General features: G+C 55.8%; 14 protein-coding genes. 4 read left to right on the top strand and 10 right to left on the bottom strand.

Annotated elements, in window-relative coordinates:
* Positions 1-50: 50 nt before the first annotated feature.
* The 6 genes from AC2FIT_RS05560 to AC2FIT_RS05535 form a co-directional block, all read right to left on the bottom strand.
* Positions 51-1,277, bottom strand: a complete 1,227-nt coding sequence (locus tag AC2FIT_RS05560; RefSeq protein ID WP_496827447.1) for an arginine deiminase — start codon at positions 1,275-1,277, stop codon at positions 51-53.
* Between the two features lie 2 nt (positions 1,278-1,279).
* On the bottom strand, positions 1,280-2,653 hold the full coding sequence (locus AC2FIT_RS05555; protein ID WP_496827445.1) for an amino acid permease: 1,374 nt from the start codon (positions 2,651-2,653) through the stop codon (positions 1,280-1,282).
* Between the two features lie 9 nt (positions 2,654-2,662).
* Positions 2,663-4,150: a YfcC family protein gene (locus tag AC2FIT_RS05550; RefSeq protein ID WP_496827443.1), complete on the bottom strand. Its 1,488-nt coding sequence runs from the start codon at positions 4,148-4,150 to the stop codon at positions 2,663-2,665.
* Positions 4,151-4,637: 487 nt separating this feature from the next.
* On the bottom strand, positions 4,638-6,434 hold the full coding sequence (locus AC2FIT_RS05545; protein ID WP_496827441.1) for a CHASE2 domain-containing protein: 1,797 nt from the start codon (positions 6,432-6,434) through the stop codon (positions 4,638-4,640).
* Positions 6,435-6,478: 44 nt separating this feature from the next.
* Positions 6,479-7,105, bottom strand: a complete 627-nt coding sequence (locus tag AC2FIT_RS05540; RefSeq protein WP_496827439.1) for a FecR domain-containing protein — start codon at positions 7,103-7,105, stop codon at positions 6,479-6,481.
* A gap of 561 nt (positions 7,106-7,666) precedes the next feature.
* Positions 7,667-9,247, bottom strand: a complete 1,581-nt coding sequence (locus AC2FIT_RS05535) for an FMN-binding glutamate synthase family protein (protein WP_496827437.1) — start codon at positions 9,245-9,247, stop codon at positions 7,667-7,669.
* A 197-nt stretch (positions 9,248-9,444) separates the two neighbouring features.
* Between AC2FIT_RS05535 and AC2FIT_RS05530 the strand changes: the two genes are divergently transcribed.
* Together AC2FIT_RS05530 and AC2FIT_RS05525 are read left to right on the top strand one after the other, a co-directional pair.
* The gene (locus AC2FIT_RS05530) at positions 9,445-9,852 is read left to right on the top strand and encodes a fluoride efflux transporter FluC (RefSeq protein ID WP_496827435.1); all 408 of its coding nucleotides are present in this window, start codon (positions 9,445-9,447) and stop codon (positions 9,850-9,852) included.
* The gene (locus AC2FIT_RS05525) at positions 9,849-10,211 is read left to right on the top strand and encodes a fluoride efflux transporter FluC (protein ID WP_068333175.1); all 363 of its coding nucleotides are present in this window, start codon (positions 9,849-9,851) and stop codon (positions 10,209-10,211) included. Before AC2FIT_RS05530 ends, AC2FIT_RS05525 begins: the two co-directional genes overlap by 4 nt.
* A 68-nt stretch (positions 10,212-10,279) precedes the next feature.
* Here AC2FIT_RS05525 and AC2FIT_RS05520 read toward each other — a convergent pair whose 3' ends face one another.
* Genes AC2FIT_RS05520 through AC2FIT_RS05505 form a run of 4 tightly spaced genes read right to left on the bottom strand, consistent with a single transcriptional unit; the run spans position 10,280 to position 14,271 of the window.
* Positions 10,280-10,606 (bottom strand): cytochrome o ubiquinol oxidase subunit IV, encoded by a 327-nt coding sequence (locus tag AC2FIT_RS05520; protein ID WP_496827433.1) that lies wholly within the window; start codon positions 10,604-10,606, stop codon positions 10,280-10,282.
* Complete coding sequence (locus AC2FIT_RS05515; protein WP_496827431.1) at positions 10,599-11,231, bottom strand: cytochrome c oxidase subunit 3; 633 nt, start codon at positions 11,229-11,231, stop codon at positions 10,599-10,601. Before AC2FIT_RS05515 ends, AC2FIT_RS05520 begins: the two co-directional genes overlap by 8 nt.
* Entirely contained in the window at positions 11,228-13,312 is a 2,085-nt protein-coding gene (locus AC2FIT_RS05510; protein ID WP_496827429.1) for a cbb3-type cytochrome c oxidase subunit I, read from the bottom strand. The genes AC2FIT_RS05515 and AC2FIT_RS05510 overlap by 4 nt, the downstream gene beginning before the upstream one ends.
* Positions 13,309-14,271, bottom strand: coding sequence for a cytochrome ubiquinol oxidase subunit II (locus tag AC2FIT_RS05505; protein WP_496827427.1), 963 nt, complete (start codon positions 14,269-14,271; stop codon positions 13,309-13,311). Before AC2FIT_RS05505 ends, AC2FIT_RS05510 begins: the two co-directional genes overlap by 4 nt.
* 186 nt (positions 14,272-14,457) lie before the next feature.
* Between AC2FIT_RS05505 and AC2FIT_RS05500 the strand changes: the two genes are divergently transcribed.
* Positions 14,458-15,693 (top strand): lytic murein transglycosylase, encoded by a 1,236-nt coding sequence (locus AC2FIT_RS05500; protein WP_496827425.1) that lies wholly within the window; start codon positions 14,458-14,460, stop codon positions 15,691-15,693.
* 397 nt (positions 15,694-16,090) lie between these two features.
* Positions 16,091-17,719 (top strand): peptide ABC transporter substrate-binding protein, encoded by a 1,629-nt coding sequence (locus AC2FIT_RS05495; protein ID WP_496827423.1) that lies wholly within the window; start codon positions 16,091-16,093, stop codon positions 17,717-17,719.
* Positions 17,720-17,762 lie beyond the last annotated feature (43 nt).

The following is a 17,762-nucleotide window of genomic DNA, read 5'->3' as shown; positions in this document are numbered from 1 at the left end:
ACTTCTCCCTATCGAAAAAGGTAGCGCCCAAACTGGCGCCGAATTGAAACTCAGTACGCCGGGTCGCGGTCGATCGGACAGGTCATGCAATGCCCCCCACCCCGGCCACGGCCCAATTCTTGACCCGAGATCTCGATCACCTCGATACCCGCATCCCGCATCTTGCCGTTCGTAAACGTGTTACGCGCATAGCCCACGACAACGCCGGGTGACAAAGCAACGACATTATTGCCATCGTCCCACTGTTCGCGTTCGGCCTGAAACTCGTTGCCGCCGGTTGAAATCACTTCGAGCGAATTCAGGCCCAGAACCTCTTTGTAGACGTCGAACAAATGACCCTTTTCGACGCGGATATCCAAGTCTCCACGCTCTCCGGGCCTGATCGAGATGCAGGTGATCTGATCCGCAACTTCCGAGAATGCGGTTACCTTGTCGTGGTCCAAGCAGGTGAATACCGTGTCCAGATGCATGGCGGCCCGGCTTTTTGGCATGGCACATGCAACCACACGCTCTGCCCCGCCTTTTTCGAACAGAGATTTGGAAACCTGAGCAACCGCCTGACGGGTCGTGCGTTCCCCCATGCCGATGAACACGGTGCCATTGCCAACGGGCTGAACATCGCCGCCTTCGACAGAGGCATGGGCAAAATCTTCGTCACTGTCGCCCCACCAGATTTCAAAGTCGGCTTCCTTGAACATCGGGTGGAACTTGTAAACCGTGCGCATGATCAGCGTTTCCGGCTTGCGGGCTGGCCAGAACATCGGGTTCGTGGTCACGCCGTTGAATATCCAGCAGGACGGGTCACGCTGGAACTGCGCATTCGGGATCGCAGGCAGGATAAAATCGCCTAGCGCGATAAGGTCTTTGAATTGCTCGTCAATCATGCCCTGCGGCAGGTCCGCGAAGATGATGCCGCCTAGCATGTGCCGGGCCAGCAGCTTGGCATCCATCTCGTTTAGCCAGGCACGCATCTCGGTAGAAAAGCCCAATCCTACCATGTTTGGGGTAACCAAACGATCCAAAAGAAAAGCGCGTGCGCCTGGATCTTTCGCAATGGCCTGAGCCAACAGATCTTGAATGTCGTAAACTTCGACCCCGCGTTCGCGCATCAACGAGCAGAACTCGGCATGGTCCTTCCGGGCCTGTTCGACCCAGATGACGTCATCGAACAACAGCTCTTCGCAGTTGCGTGGTGTCAGGCGGTCATGCGCAAGGGATGGGCGCGAAACGATCACCTTGTTGAGCTTTCCGATCTCGGAATGAACGCCAAGCTTCATGGCTACTCTCCTTTTGAAATTGCATCTTTCTGAATGTCTTCAAAACTTTTGGCCTGACTCCAGCGGACCCAGACGTGGATGGGGACGCCCGCAAGAAGAAGGACCGAGCCCAGTAAAACAGTTTCAGCACCGGACCCGATGAACGCCCAAACCGAGTAGACGAACCCAAGCCCGCCCAGTACGACAACTTTAGCCAACTCCGGGCCGCGCAGAAGTTCCCCGCCATTAAGACGGATCATGATTTCGGCAACCGCGCAAATGGCATAGGGAAGAAGGCTGGCAACAACGGCAAGCAAGATGACAAAGTTGAAAGCCGCGACCAGACCCTGCGCAAAATTCAGGATAATCAGTATGGATGCCAGTACATTCGACAGGATCAATGCGTTGGCCGGGGTGCCGAATTTGGATTTTTGACCCAAGGCAGCAGGAAAAACACGATCCAATGCCGCGCCATATGGGACCTGCCCGCTGAGAAGCGTAAAGCCGTTAAGGGTGCCAAAAGTCGAAATCACTGCGCCACAGGCCACGAGGATGCCGCCGAGCGTTCCAAACATCACCTCGCCGACCGCGGCCAGCGGGGCTGCCGAAACGCCCAGGGTTTCCGCTGGAAGGACCCCCATCGAAACGGCCGTAACCGATATGTACACACATGCGGCAATGATGACGCCGATGACGGTGGCGCGTGGAATGGTTTTTTCGGGCTCAATCACATCGCCGGACGGAACGGTGGCGGACTCGAGCCCCAGATAAGCCCAAAGAGTTAAAGCCGCAGCCGCCGATATCGCAGAAACTGCAGTTGTCCCGCTCTGGTTGACCGGCACGTAGTTTTCGGGATTGATCCAAAAGATGCCCAGCGTACCAATCAGGAAAAGCGGTACGAGCTTGAGCACGGTGGTTACAATCTGAACCAGCCCGGCCTCCTCGACCCCACGAATGTTAATCAAAGTCAGTGACCAGATAGCGACCAATGCCGTGGCGAGCCCGTACATCGGAACTTCGGCGATTATCGGAAACAAGAACCCAAGGTATCCCACCAAAGCCACTGCGACGGCGGCATTCCCGGTCCAAAGCGCGATCCAGTAACCCCAGGCGATGATGAAGCCCGCAAAGTCACCAAAGGCTTCCTGCGAGTATGCGTAGGGACCGCCCGGCTTGGAGACGACACGCGACAATCGACCAAAGATGATTGCCAGAACCAGCGCTCCGGCCGACGTCAGTATCCACCCGCCTATCGCTATTGGCCCAAAGGGTGCGAGAGACGCCGGAAGCAGGAAAACTCCGGACCCGATCATGTTTCCCACCACCAGCGCGATGCAAGCCGTCAGCCCGAGTGCTCCGGAGGTTGAAGTTGCTTCTGATAGGGGGCGATCGGTCATGACGCCAGCTCAGTTCGCGATGGGTTCAGACGTCTCTGTCGCGGGTCCGTCAATGCCCGGGTCAGCCAACGCTCCAACCGTGAGTGCGGCGCAGATGATGACCGCAAGTATTACCAACAAGGGGAATACAAACCTTAGCCATCGATCATAGGAAACCCGCCCGATCGCTAACCCGCCCATGACCACGGCGAAGGTTGGGTTGAACAGGTTCACCCATCCGTTGGCCGATTGATAGGCAGTCACCACAAGGTCGCGCCCTACTCCGGCGAAGTCTGCAAGGGGCGCCATGATCGGCATCGACAAGGTCGCAAGCCCCGACGACGAAGGAACAAGGAACGACATCAAAACCTGAATGCCGAACATGGCGTTGATAAAGGCAAACTCGCTTAGGCCAGTGACAAAGCCTTCGGCCCCGGCAAGGATCGTGTCCGTGATCTTACCGGCGTCCATGACCACAACGACACCCCGCGCGACACCGATGATCAGGGCAACCCCAAGCAGGTCCCGAGCGCCATCCACGAATGTTTCCACAAACGTGGCCTCATCCATACGCGAGCCTTCGTCGAATTTTCCGACCCACCAGACAATGATCGACATGACAAGAAACAGGCCGGACATTTCCCCCATCCACCACCCCAGGGCGACCACACCGTAAATCATGATGGCAAACGTCAAGCCAAACAGAGCCAGCAATACGGACCGCGTCGACGTCATTTCGGGGAAGGCATCATCGCCTTCAGATCCTTTCAGAAAATGCGTTTTGTTCTCTTCGGCCTGATCCGCGACCACCGAAGCAGATGGATCAGCCTTCACCCGGGTCGCATAACGCATGACATATGCGACACCCGCCGCAAGGCACAGCACCAGGATGATAAACCGTAAAACGATCCCATCAGTAAACGGGATACCGGCGCCCTGAGAGGCCACGACAGTCGCGAACGCATTGAAGGTCGAGCCCAGCGTACCAATTCCTGCGCCCAGCAAGATCACAGCCACACCCGTAAGCGAGTCATAACCCGCACGTATGAAGACCGGAATGATCAAGGCATAGAAAGCCAGCGACTCTTCCGCCATGCCATAGCTGGTGCCGCCAAATGCAAATGCGGCCATCAGGAGCGGGATCATCAGGATTTCGCGACCGGCGAGTTTGTGCAGCAACCATCCGATACCAGCATCAATTGCACCGGTTTTGGTCACGACCATCAGAAACCCGCCAATTATCAAAACAAAAAGTGCCACATCAATTGCGGCGCTAGACGAACTGCCAAGAATTCCTGGGTCGTACATGCCCGCAATTGGAGCAAGAATAATTGATGTAATTCCTTGGGGGTTAGGCTCCACTTCGCGATAGGTGCCCGGCACGGGGGCTTCGCTGCCAAGCGCCTCGTTCATCTGACGTTCGTATTCGCCTGCAGGTATAATCCATGTCAGAATTGCAACGACGGCTATCAACACAAACAAGATTGTAAACGCCGTTGGAAACTTGAACTTGGACATGACGACCTCGAACGGGGTTTTAAATTTGTCTAGTCATATTTCTGTGAATTTTTATAAAATGTCTTATCAATGTGAAAAGTTCCCGAGGATAAAGTCAACATCTAACAAGATATTCAGAAGGTTGGTATTGCTGGCCTCGACCCCTGATCCTTGCGGGTGGTCTGCCCTACCCTGACGCCCGACGATCCTGCTATTTGTGAAAAGAAATGCCTTAATCGCTATCGGCAGGGTGTTGATGCCAGCTCGACAGTGCCGCCAAACACAACGCTGAACCTCTCTGCCCTTTCCCGGCTCAAGGGATTGGTCGTTTGCCTTTGGTCGTCGGCTATTCGGATTGGGACGGGCCCGTGGGTTTTTGCGGTAAATTGAGTTCCAAACCGCCGCAATTCACGGTTGCAGCCACCAAGGCTGGATCAGAGGGTATTCACATCATTAGCGCCCAGTTGACGTGGACTTTGGCCGTTCAGGTCTTTGCCATAATCCCGCGTCAATTTATCGGAGGAGGACACGTCCAAACGCCAATCGGCGCGTGCCGTCCGCGCAGCGTGTGTTCACCGGTGTTCCGCATCCCAGCATTGACAGCCCAAGACCGAGTTTCCGGATTAGCCTCAACAAGCGCATTGGAAAGAGCTATTGCCGCCTTTTGGGATTTTGCAAAGTCTTGCAGGCGGCTGGCTGTATTGACGACATCGCCGCTCACGGTCACTTGCCTGTGACGTCTGCCACCGACAACCCCGGCTTTGACGGGTCCGCTATGTCCACCTACGCGCAACCCCAGTCCAGGCCACTTGGGGCTGGCACGAACAGCGGCGTATAAGGCATCAATAAATCGCAACGCCTGTATCGCATCGTTTGGTTGGGGGTCTGGCAGCCCAAACACGACCATGGCTCCGTCGCCGGCAAAATACGCGATAATCCCGCCCAAAGGATCTACGGCCCGTTCGACAAGTTCGTGAAAGACGCGCAAAAATTCAGCTGTTCCTTCTGGTCCAAGGCTTTCTGAATGCGCGGTAAAGCCCGCTACATCGACGAACAGGACAACAGCGGGCCGTGCCGTCGCCTCGAAATGGGGCTCGGACGCACTGGCAAGCCGTTCAACAATCAAAGGCGATTGGTACAAGGCCAGATTGGCGGCCCGTCGCCGGTGCTGCAATAGCCGGAGCCCACCACCGCAACCGACGCCAAGAAAAAGGGAAAGAAAAACCGTGGTCGCATCCAGCCACCACCCGGCATTAAATGCGGCTTGCAAAACGATCATGATCGCCAAGGTCAGGGACCCGGTCGCCAAGACCACAAACCACGGTCGGTCCATCCCTGCGGTAATGAAGCCAAGAACGGCTGCGGTAAGCGCCAAAGCGATATCCATCATCCACGAGGTAGCATCGCGGCGCAGAAACCTTTGTTCGATAATATTTGCTGCCAGCGTCGCATGCAGCTCTGCTCCGGGAAAAGCTGAATCGAAGGGCGTCGCGTGCCTATCACCGAACCCGGTCGCTGATGCACCAAGAAACACCACCTTGCCGTCCAGCTCTGCCTCGTTGACAGCCGCGACTGAAAAGGTCGGTATCGTGCCTGCCTTGCCGTAAAACACCAAGGGAATTGCTCCTTGTCTGTCCAGTTGAACGAAAGTGTCACCGACAGACAAAAGCCCGCCAGTGCGGAACGTTCGCAGTTGCAAGTCCGATTGATCAGCCGCTTTTGCGACGGCTGCAATTGCAAGTGACGGGTGCCAAGAAGTGCCATTTTCAGTCAGAAATGGTGTTGCGGCGTCAATTCTGCGCACTGAGCCATCGGACTCATGCTGTATGATCACGTGCCCAAGTGTTGTTTCGCTGCGCAAGGTCACTGCCGGCACCAGCGCGGGTAATGCATTACGATAAGCCGAATTTACAAGTACACTGAAATCGCCACCATCGAGATCGTGCAAGGGCGTTCCCGAATTTGCCTCGGCAACAGCCAGTATCGCATCGGTTTCCGACAAAACTCTGGCAAGATCCTCGTCGCCCTCACGTGGTTCCACCAACAGGAAATCCAAGGCAATCACCTTCGCTCCGGCCTCGGAAATATCTGAAATTGCCGCTGCCAGCGCTGTGCGCGTTGGTGGAAACTTGCCAAGTTGAGAAACCGCCAGATCGTCAAAAGTAACTATGGCGACATTCGGTGGGGGTTTCGTTTCCCCGCGCCAAATAAACCGGGCGTCAAGCAAGCGCCCTTCGATCCCCTGCCAAAACGCGTTCCGATCACCCGGATGCCAAAGGGCAACGGCCAAGCTCAACAGCGTCACAAATGCGCCGACAATGCGCCTTTCGAACGAAAACTTGTCGCGCCCTACCAATCCGAGCCAAGCAAAGCATCAAACTGATCAATGCGCGCCTGCCCCCAAGCTGTGACATTTCCCATCGTGCCAGACGGCGCCACATCTATCCCTTCGCCCGGGTCAAGTCGCTTGTTTTCCCCATTAGCGAAGACAAAGACGATACCTTCGCGCGCAAAAACTGCACTCGCTCGGTCCTTCACCTGCATAGCCCACTCCGTAGAGCGCACGGCCGCGACTGCCGAGGGCGTGCGTACCTGCACTCCGTTTCCGGCATCGCTGGAGAACAGAAAGCCAGCAATACCGTCGATTAAGCGTAGGCCAAATGGTCGCGATCCCCCCGATAAAAGGCCAAACACTTCTACTTCGCTATCAGGGCCCAAAACGACCTTTAGACCGCCGGAACAGCTCATTGTAACACGCGCACCGGCTTCGGTGCGTAGTATTGCGTTTCGCCCCAATCCCAGCCCGACAGATGCAGGGCGCACATTTGCGCCTCGGTCCGATACCTCTGTTATGCCGTCGACATGCTGCACGACACAAACACGTGGGTCTTGCGCGACAGTCTGCGCAACGACAGGAATCGCACTCCCAATCGAAACTGCCACAAGAATGGTGGACAGCAGGCTACGAGTTTGCATCTTGGCCCCTCAGTTACAGGCTTTTTGGAAGGATGAAGAGTGGTGGGCGCAAGGTCAACTGCCTGTGATCTTGAGATCGGCTGGCGCGGTCCTGTTTCATGTATCCGCAATGGAGATAAACCTTGACCTAATGTCCCGTCTACGACCGGTCCACGACGAATGGCCGTTCCTTCACGGTACGGGGATCATACTTACGCCTCTTAATACGCTACTCTAACAGACTTGGCCGACAAGCCCGAATTCGCGTTGTTGAGAACTGCTTGTCGGGCAATGTCGTTGGCAATTCGGTCGGCTGCAGTGCCGCCATACAGCATGAGCGCATACACGTCGTGTCGGATCTGGCGTGGTCAGTGGCTCAGACCTGCGTGACCTTTTTTGAAACCCCAACCCCCGAAGACCGCGCCGCTGGGACATTCGATGTTGAGGGTTCGTAATTCCAGAATAGCTGGCCGAAATACCCCCATCGGAATGGCCGGCTATCATATTTCCAAACCCATTGGATTTACTTACATCCGGACCGGACTGTTTCATGGCCAAGCCGTAGCGGTAAGAGCCGATGGCTTAAAAATGTTGCGCTGAAGCCGTTTTCCAATCTGCTGCAAAGACGTCTGGGACTGGACCGTTCAGCAAGACGCCTTCGTCAACAAACGCATAAAGGTCAGCATAAGACCGTTCCGTTTCATCCGCCGTGCGACGGTGGATGTCGCCCGGATGAAGGTCCGCGACCTTTTCCTTGCCCATGGCCCCAAGGAGCTCACGAAAGCTCTTTAAGGTGGCGTCATGATACCGCTGCACCCGCTTACGCTTTTGCGGCACATTCACCGCCCGGCCCCGGATGGGGTCTTGCGTTGCCACACCCGACGGGCAGCGGTTCGTATTGCAATGCAGCGCCTGAATGCAGCCCACAGCAAACATCATCGCACGTGCGGCATTGCACATATCGGCACCAAGCGCGAATTTCTCAACCATATCATAGCCGGTCGCCACTTTGCCGGAACAGATGATCCGGATCTTGTCGCGCAGACCAACCCCGCGCAGGCAATTGTTGACGAAGATCAGCGCCTCGTTCAGCGGCATGCCAAGTCGGTTGGTGAACTCAACCGGTGCTGCCCCGGTCCCTCCTTCCGCACCATCAACAGTGATGAAATCGGGTAGGATTCCGGTTTCCAGCATTGCCTTGCAGATCGCCATGAACTCGGATCGACGGCCAATGCACAGTTTGAACCCGATGGGTTTTCCGCCCGACATTTCGCGCAGGTGCTGAACAAAATGCATCAGACCCGTTGGGCCTTCGAAGGCTGAATGGGTGGGTGGCGAGATAACATCCTGGTGCACAGGGACACCGCGAATTACAGCGATTTCCTCATCAACCTTGGCCGCAGGCAGCACCCCGCCATGAGAGGGTTTCGCGCCTTGTGAAAGTTTGATCTCGATCGCCTTAACCACGTCTTTTTGTGCCTTTTCGGCGAATTTATCCTTATCAAACCCGCCGTCTTGCGTGCGGCATCCGAAGTAGCCGGTGCCGATCTGCCAAATGATATCACCGCCCTCGGCCAAATGATGGGGCGACAGACCGCCCTCGCCCGTATTGTGGGCAAAACCGCCATCCTTCGCACCGCCGTTTAAGGCCCGGATCGCGTTCGCGCTGAGTGCACCGAAACTCATGGCAGATACGTTCAGGCGCGAGGCGTTGTAAGGCTTGGTGCATTGCGGCCCACCAAGCATGACACGTTCCTCACTTTCCGGCACGTCCTTGAGCGCGAGCGAGTGGTTGGCCCGGTGATAGCCCGCTGACAGGATATCGTACTGGGTGCCAAAGGCCTGCGTATCCATTTGCCCTTTGGCGCGGGAATACACAAGGCTACGGATGATCCGGTTGTAAGGGCGGCCGTTTTCGTTGGTTTCCACGAAATACTGGCGGATTTCTGGGCTGACGAATTCCAGCATGTACCGGAAGTGGCCCAAAACAGGATAATTGTTCAGTACATTGTGCTTGGTGGTCAGCATGTCGTACATGCCAACTATGGCGTAGGGGATGAGAACAACCAAAAGCCAATAGGCGGGCGGCCAGTAAAACCCCAGCAGCAAGGTCAGCGGCAGACAAACGAAACTTAGAAAGAAATAGAGTCTGCGTACAACCATGTTGTGCTCTCCCAAGGTGTCGCCGGATTGGCTTGTGACAAACGTGGATCAAATCGGCGTTTGATTGCAAGCATTTGTGCCCGGCAATATGCGAATGGGCCGGTTTGCGATATGTCCACGGATATTGACCACTGTTGATCCGCCGAGCGGCAGTATATATGCCAAAACAATGACGAATTTGGGCAGGATGATTGACCGTGACACAGACCTCACCCACCGTCCGGACCACGGCTATCATGTTCGCCGCCGTCTTTGTGGGTGGCGCAATAGGATCGCTGCTGCGCGAAGCGTTCGCGTCGCAGATTCCTGGTGCCCCGATCCTGACGGCGACGTTTGGTATCAATGTTTTCGCCTGCTTCATTCTCGGATGGCTGTATGCGGTACGGCATCGCGTGCATGCGCATGTCGTTCATCTTGGGGCGGTTGGTTTTTGCGGCGGGCTGTCCACGTTTTCGTCCTTCGTGGCCGAGCTTGAACGCTTGGCCGTCTCCAACCTTTGGGGTGCTGTGTCTGCTGCAGGGTTGGAGATTGCCATCGGCCTCGGCGCCGCGATGCTGGGTGAGGGTTTGGGGCGGCGTTTGCACGACCAGCAGGTGCCGGAATGAGCCAATTTTATCTTCATGCCATGTTCGGGCTGGGTGGTGGTCTTGGCGCTGTGCTACGCCATTGGATTGCCTTGCGGGTCCGGCATGACCTGCCTTTTGCAACCTTGATCGTGAATGTTCTGGGAAGTCTTCTACTGGGACTTTGGGTCGGATATCTGGGCGGGCCAGTCGACATGGGCGAAGAAGAAAAGCGGCTGGTTTTTGGTTTTTGTGGCGGGTTCACAACGTTCTCAAGCTTTGCATACCAGTCGCTTGAACTTCGGCGCCAGCGCACGATTATGCTGGCTGCCGGAAATATTCTGCTTAGCCTTGGTTTGTGTTGGTTTGCGTTTTGGCTAGGTCTCGTGATGATACGCTAGGGAGTAGACCAACAGTTTGCGCTTCGGTACTCGGCCACGTGCAGAGAGTTGGCGGAAGCCGCGTTTTGTTACATTGGGTAAGTATGCATACGTACCGCCAGATTTCCCATGATCCAGACAGTCCCGAGTATGATGATCAAAAGGACCAGCACCGAGAACAGAATCAGGTCAAGGTCTTCACGGCTGCTGCGGCGACGGTCGATATGCAGGAAATAGACCAGTTGCACGACCAGTTGCGCCAACCCTAGCATCGCGATGGCAAGGTAGACGCCTTTAGTCTCAATCCCGAACACGTAGGCGATTGTAAAAACCGTCCCAGTCAGCAGAAGAGAGCAGCCATAACCGATCACATAGCGCCGTTGCTCGCGCCGATGCATCTCGCTGCGCTTATCCATAGGCTAGACCTCCGAAGTAAACGATGGTGATGATTCCGATCCAGATCAGATCGAGGAAATGCCAGAACAGTGCAAGCCGCACGACGCGCGACATCACAAGGTCTGTCAGACCAAAAACCCGCAGCTGAATGCCAAGAACGACAAGCCACAGGCACCCCGCAGCCACGTGCAACCCGTGCAACGGAACCAAACCATAAAACGCGGACAGGAACCCGCTGCGCTGAGGGATGCCTCCCTTTTCGGCCATGTCCATGAAATCGCGGATTTCCAGCACTAAAAAGCAAATTCCCAACACCAGAGTGACGCTGAACCAGAACACGATCCGCCACCGGGGCAGATTGTATTTCAGTGCAAGCATCGCGAGGCCCACGGTCAGGCTGCTGGTCAGCAAGATCAGGGTCTGGGCAAATACGCTGGTCATGTTGAACAGATCATGTGGGCCGGGCCCGCCAGCCTGCGCGTCGATCATGGTGATGTAGATCGCGAACATCAGCCCGAAGTAGACCAGATCGCTCATCAGAAAGACCCAGAAGCCGAAGGTGACGACTTCGCTAGCCTTGTCGGCACTGGCATGACGTCGCCCGAGGTTCAGGCCCGGGTAGCTATGGGTTGGTGCACGCTTCATGTCACCGCCTTCAGATCAGGCCGGGCGAGACCGCGGTTTTCCGGGGAAGTTTCGTGATCGCGGTCGACCGGTTTGGCTCTGTTTACCAAATCCAGCCAGGCCTCGTGCTGTATGCGAACCTCTTCGGCCGGAATGACCTCTTCGGTATTCAGCCGGAAGGTCCAGAGGATGAATGACAAAAGTATCAGCACCGTCACCAGCGCAGCCAGCCACCAGATCCACCAGACCAACGCGAACATCCAGATACCGCTGAGAACGCATAGGACAAACCCAATCCCGGTGTTGCGTGGTATCGAAATGTCTTCGTACTGGTCGGGGTTCGGATAGGCTTCGCCCCGCTCTTTGGCGGCGGCAAAGTCATCCCGGTCTGTGATCTGTGGGATAACAGCGAAATTATAGGGCGGCGGCGGTGCCGGAATTGACCATTCCAGCGTGCGCGCATCCCAGGGATCGCCAACGGGTACTTGGGTTTTCTCGCGGTCGCGGATGCTGACCCACAATTGAATGATCACTGAGAACAGAGCTGACAGGATCACAAATGCACCAACAACGGCGACGATCATGAAGGGGTGGAAACTGGGGTCCTCCCAACTGTAGGACCTGCGCGGCATACCCATGAGGCCAACAAAATAAAGCGGCAGGAAGGTCGGCATGAAGCCGACCGTCCACAAGACGACCGAGATCCGGCCCCACAGCTCGTTCAGACGAAAGCCAAAAGCCTTGGGAAACCAGTAGTTGTACCCGGCCAGCAACCCGAACAGCACACCGGGCAGCAGAACGTTATGGAAATGGGCAACCAGGAACAGCGTGTTGTGCACCTGATAATCAACCGTGGGATTGGCAAGGATCACACCTGACAAACCGCCAATGACAAACAGCATCAGGAACGCCAAACCGTACAACATAGGAACCGAAAACCGGATACGACCACGGTACAGGGTCGCCATCCAGTCATAGACTTTGACCCCGGTCGGGATCGCAATCAACATGGTGGCGATGCCAAACACTGCGTTGATCAGAGCGCTTTGGCCCATAGTAAAGAAATGGTGCAGCCAGACGGTAAATGACAAAACGGCGATGCACATGGTGGCGATGACCAACGAGTTGTAGCCGTACAGGCGCTTGGCCGAAAACGTGGCAAAAACCTCGGAAAAAATGCCATAGGCAGGCAGGACGAGCAAGTATACCTCGGGGTGGCCAAACAACCAGAACAAGTTGGCATAATTCATCATGTTACCGCCCAGGTCGTTGGTAAAAAAGTGAAAGTCCAGATACCTGTCTGCGGCCAGCATCAGCGCCGCCACACCAAGCGGCGGCATGGCAAAGACGATTAGGATCGAGCTGCTGATGATCGTCCAGCAATAGATCGGCAGCCGCATGAACGTCATGCCAGGTGCGCGCAGTTTATAGATCGTGACCGCAAAGTTGATCCCGGTCAGCGTGGTTCCGATGCCGGAAACGACGATGGCCCAAATCCAATAGTCCGGACCCACTCCGGGGTTGAATGCCGCGCCCGTGTAAGGCGGATAGGCCGTCCAGCCACCGGTCGAGAATTGCCCCACGACCAACGACACCATCAGCATCATGCCAGCCGATACCGTGAGGCCAAGGCTGATCTGGTTCATCACTGGAAAGGCTACATCCCGCGCACCAATCATCAGTGGTATCAGGAAATTCGCGATCCCAAAAACGAAGGGAACGGCCACGAAAAAGATCATGATGGTGCCGTGCGTGCTGAACAACTCGGCGAAATGTTCGGCCTCAAGGAAACCCTCGCCCGGACCTGCCGCCTGTTGGGCACGCATGACAACGCCCTCCAGCACCCCACGTGCCAGCATGACGATGGCGAAGACGATATACATAATCCCGATTTTCTTATGGTCTGCGCTGGTCAGCCAGTTGCGCCATAATGGCCCCCACAATCGGTACCAGGTCAGCAACCCGACGACTGCGATGACCCCAACAATCACAACGCCTGCGGCTGCGTTTGCCACGATCTCATTGGCATTGGGGTCTTTCATTAAACCAGCAATCGGGAAAGAGTCCCAGGTCAGGCGGCCAAAGAAACCGGTTTCGGTCATTGCGCGCCCTTCTTGCCAAACTGAACGGTGCCCGGTTGCTGATCAACCGGCAGCGGCTGCCCTCCGTGATAGTGGTGAAGGATGGACTGGAACAGATCACCATCTTCAAGCGTAAAGTATAACGCACGCTCTGGCATTTTTGCGGTCCCAAGCGCGGCTTGAACCTCATCCCGGTCGGTGCGCATGGCAAGGGTCCGATAGGTTTCGGCGGTAAGGGGAATACCATTGGCACGGACCCCTTCGACCCAGGCATCGAACTCATTGGGTTGCATCGCAAGGGTCTGAAACTTCTGCTTGGTAAACCCGCGCCCGCTATATTGCGTGTTTTTGCCCTGCATCGTCTTGGGTGTGTCCGCAACGAGATGCAGTTTGGTCGTCATTCCCGGCATGGCGTAGATCTGACCGGCCAAAGCGGGAATCATAAAGGACTGCATCACCGTATCCGTGGTCAACGTCATCGCGACCTGTTGTTTGATCGGGATGCCCAGCTCACCGACGCTGGCAATGCCAAGATCCGGGTAGATGAACAGCCATTTCCAATCCAGACCGACGACTTGAACAGCCAAAGCCGGAGTTTCACCAAAACTGCTTGAGTATGGGTCCAGACGGTGCGTGGCCTTCCATAAGTAGAACGACAAGAGCGCCACGATTACGACCGGGACACCCCACATTACAAATTCCAGCTTTGCCGAGAAGTCCCACTTGGGCCTGTACTGTGCAGACCCGCCCTTACGCCGCCGGTATCGCAGAGCAATCAGCGGCACCAGAACCAGCACCGGGATCACTGCGATCAGGATGAGGGCGGTCGCCCGCAGCAAATGCGTTTTTTGTGCCGCAGCAATCGGGCCTTGAGGGTCCAAGAAACTGTCACTGGCCCATGAGACCTGCCCGGAGACGACCACAAGCACAACCGCAGCCGATCCTGCCCATAGCCATGCTGAAGGTCTGAGTAAGGCCACGCCAATTCATCCTCTGAAGCCTTCGTTTCTGCCAACTATCGGCAGGGACGCCAGTTTTCTCAAGGTTTTTCCTAACGTCTCGGTTTTTCGCGCACGCTGTCGGGCAGCCCTTGAAGAAGCGGATACGTAAGAGCGTGTCTATGACGCGGTTGACACACCCTCTTAGTCTAATGACATATTCCAACAATGCGTTGGATTGTTTTCGCCTTTTGCCTGACATGCCTTCTTACAGACGCGCGCGCACAGGATCGTTCTGCGGTTGAGGATCAGTTCCAAGTCTGGCTACAGGAAACGGTCTGGCCGCGGGCCAAGGCCAAGGGCGTTTCTCGGCTGACGATGCAGCGGGCCTTTGAGGGCGTGACGCTCAACTGGAAGTTGTCTGATCTTGTACCGCCGGGGTCGATTGCCAAAACGCCCCAACAGCATAAACAGGCCGAGTTCGGATCGCCGGGGCGATATTTCAACGCAAACTCGGTTCAAGGCGCTACTGCGGTTGGTCGGCAAATGGCCCGGCGTCACGCGACGATCCTTGCGCAGGTCGAGGCGGAAACTGGTGTACCCGGACGGATCATTCTTGCGATTTGGGGACGCGAGAGCGGCTATGGCCAAGTAGCCATTCGGCACGACGCCTTTCAGGTGTTAGCCACAAAGGGGTTCATGAGCACCCGGTCGGCCTATTTCACCGAAGAATTGATCGCAGCGCTGCAAATCGCCCAAGCCGGACACGCTCCGCCGGGAAGACTCAAAAGCAGTTGGGCAGGCGCGTTGGGTCAACCGCAATTCATGCCCTCGAACGTTCTGGCCTACGCAGTGGACGGGGACCGGGACGGGCGGCTCGATATCTGGGGCTCGGTTGAGGATACAATTGCATCCATCGGGAATTTTCTGTCGGCGCATGGTTGGGCTGCGGAAAGGGATTGGGGGTTTGAAGTATCGGTTCCAGCTCACGTTTCCTGCGCATTGGAGGGACCAGACCAAGGGCGGCCCATTCAGGACTGGGTCGACATGGGAATAACCCGCGTCTCGGGTAAGCCGTTTCCCCAGCACGAATTACAAGGTGAGGTGTACTTGATGATGCCCGCTGGACGCCATGGGCCAGCCTTTATCGTCACACCGAATTTCTATGTGCTGAAAGATTACAACAAAAGCGACCTTTATGCGTTGTTTGTGGGTCATGTCGGCGACCGCATTCAATTCGGCATCCAGGACTTCATTACGGGCTGGGACAACATCGGCACCCTGTACCGATCTGAAATCGCCGCCATGCAACAGGCGCTTGAAAGCCGCGGGCATGATGTCGGCGGTGTCGATGGGTTGCCCGGGTACAAGACCCGACGCTCAATCGGGCGGTGGCAAGAGGGCAAAGGGCAACCGCCGACCTGCTTTCCAAAACAAGGTATGAAAGCCGCCCTCACACAGTAGCGATTCGCCGGTTTTTCTTGCCTTTACCGACCATCGCTGCATTTCCCTCGGGTCAAGTTTGAACATACGTCTTCACGAAAGTGTCACGATCAGGTCAAGTTTCCTTATTTAATTTCAGCACTAACGCCGGTTTCGCTCACTATCCACCTATAGTTGCTTTAATCGCAGGCAGCATCTTTATCCCGATTTGAAATAATGTCACCTTCTGCGCCAGTGAGAGGCGACTTTCGCAAACACGTTCCTGACTGCAAACCAAATGACTGTGATGCGGTGTTCAGTGCGATCTGAAAAAGCGAAATCTGAATCCGTGTCAGTCCTGTTCAAGGTCGGACAAACATGGTGGCAGCGGCCATCCTGAATGGCGCGCGCTTTGCCACCTAAAAAATGGGAGACAAAAATGAACAAGTATATTCGGACATCTCTGGCGGGGCTCATGACCTCGACCATGATCACCGGTGCTGCCTTTGCCGCTGGCACTCACCCGGAAACCGGCGAAGCGCTGGCCGAAGACCAGACCTTTATCTATCGCCTTGGGGATGAGCACAGTTCGGTCGACCCGCAGGTTGTCGAAGATACCTACGGCGCCGAAATCACACGGGATTTGTTCGAAGGCCTGATGAATCAGGACGAAGACGGCAACCTGATTCCGGGCGTCGCCACAGGCTATACAACCAATGACACCAAGGATGTGTACACCTTCACTCTGCGTGACAACGCCAAGTGGTCGAATGGCGACCCGGTGACCGCTGGTGACTTTGTTTATGCATGGAAACGTGCCGTCGACCCCGAACTATCGTCACCCTATGCTTGGTTCATGGAACTGATGTCGATTGAAAACGCCGCCGATATTATCGCCGGCGAAAAGCCGATTGACGAGCTGGGTGTCAAGGCAATCGACGATCACACTCTGGAAGTCACGCTCAGCGCACCGCTGCCGTATTTCCCGCAGATGACCACGCATTCAACCACCTTCCCGGCTCCGCAGAAGGTCATTGAGGAACATGGCGACGCCTGGACCCGCCCCGAAAATATCGTGTCGAATGGTGCCTACATCCTGACCGAGCACGTACCGCAGGAACGTTCGGTTCGTGAACGGAACGAAATGTACTGGGACAACGAGAACACAATTCTCGACAAGGTGGTCGCGCTGATCATCAATGACGAAAACGTTGCCCTGACGCGTTATATGGCTGGTGAATTGGACCGCACGGAAGTTCCAGCAGGCCAATTCCCCCGCCTTAGCCAAGAGCATCCGGACGAAGCAATCAGCTTTCCGCGCCTGTGCAACTATTATTACACCTTCAACCTGACGGAAGATGGCCCCGAGGCCTTTAAAGACCCGAACGTGCGTCAGGCCCTGTCGCTGGCGGTGGATCGTGCAATCATCACTGAAAAAGTAATGGCCGGAGGTCAGCCGCAGGCCTATACATTCGCGCCCGAAGCGACGGCAGGGTTTACCGTTCCCGAGGTTGAGATGGCCTCAATGACCCAAGCTGAACGGGATGAACTGGCCAAGGAATTGCTGGCCGGTGCCGGGTATGGCCCGGATAATCCGCTGAGCTTTGAAATGGTCTACAACACCAACGAAGACCATAAAAAGGTCGCAGTTGCTGTAAGCCAGATGTGGAAGCAGAAGCTGGGTGTGAATGTCGAACTGGCCAATATGGAATGGAAAGTGTTCCTGGAAGAGCGCGGCAATCAGAACTTCGAACTGGCCCGTGGCGCATGGTGCGGCGATTATAACGAAGCTTCGACTTTCTTGGACCTGCTGCAGTCGGATTCTGGTTACAACGATGGCAAATTCAGCAATGCCCGCGTTGACGAGCTTTTGGCACAGGCCAAAACTGCTGACGATCCGGCGCCTCTGTACACCGAGGTTGAGCGCATCATCGCACAGGAAACGCCTGTGATCCCGATCTACCACTATGCGGGTGTTTACATGATGGACACCGATGTCGGGAATTGGCCGATCAACAATGTCGAGCAGAACTGGTACTCGAAAAACCTCTACAAGCTTGCTGAATAATCGTCTTTGAACCACGCCCTGTCCCGGAAGCGTCCGGGGCAGG

Source organism: Ruegeria sp. YTSA135, assembly GCF_059610165.1.
This window is presented reverse-complemented; position numbering and strand designations above follow the sequence as displayed.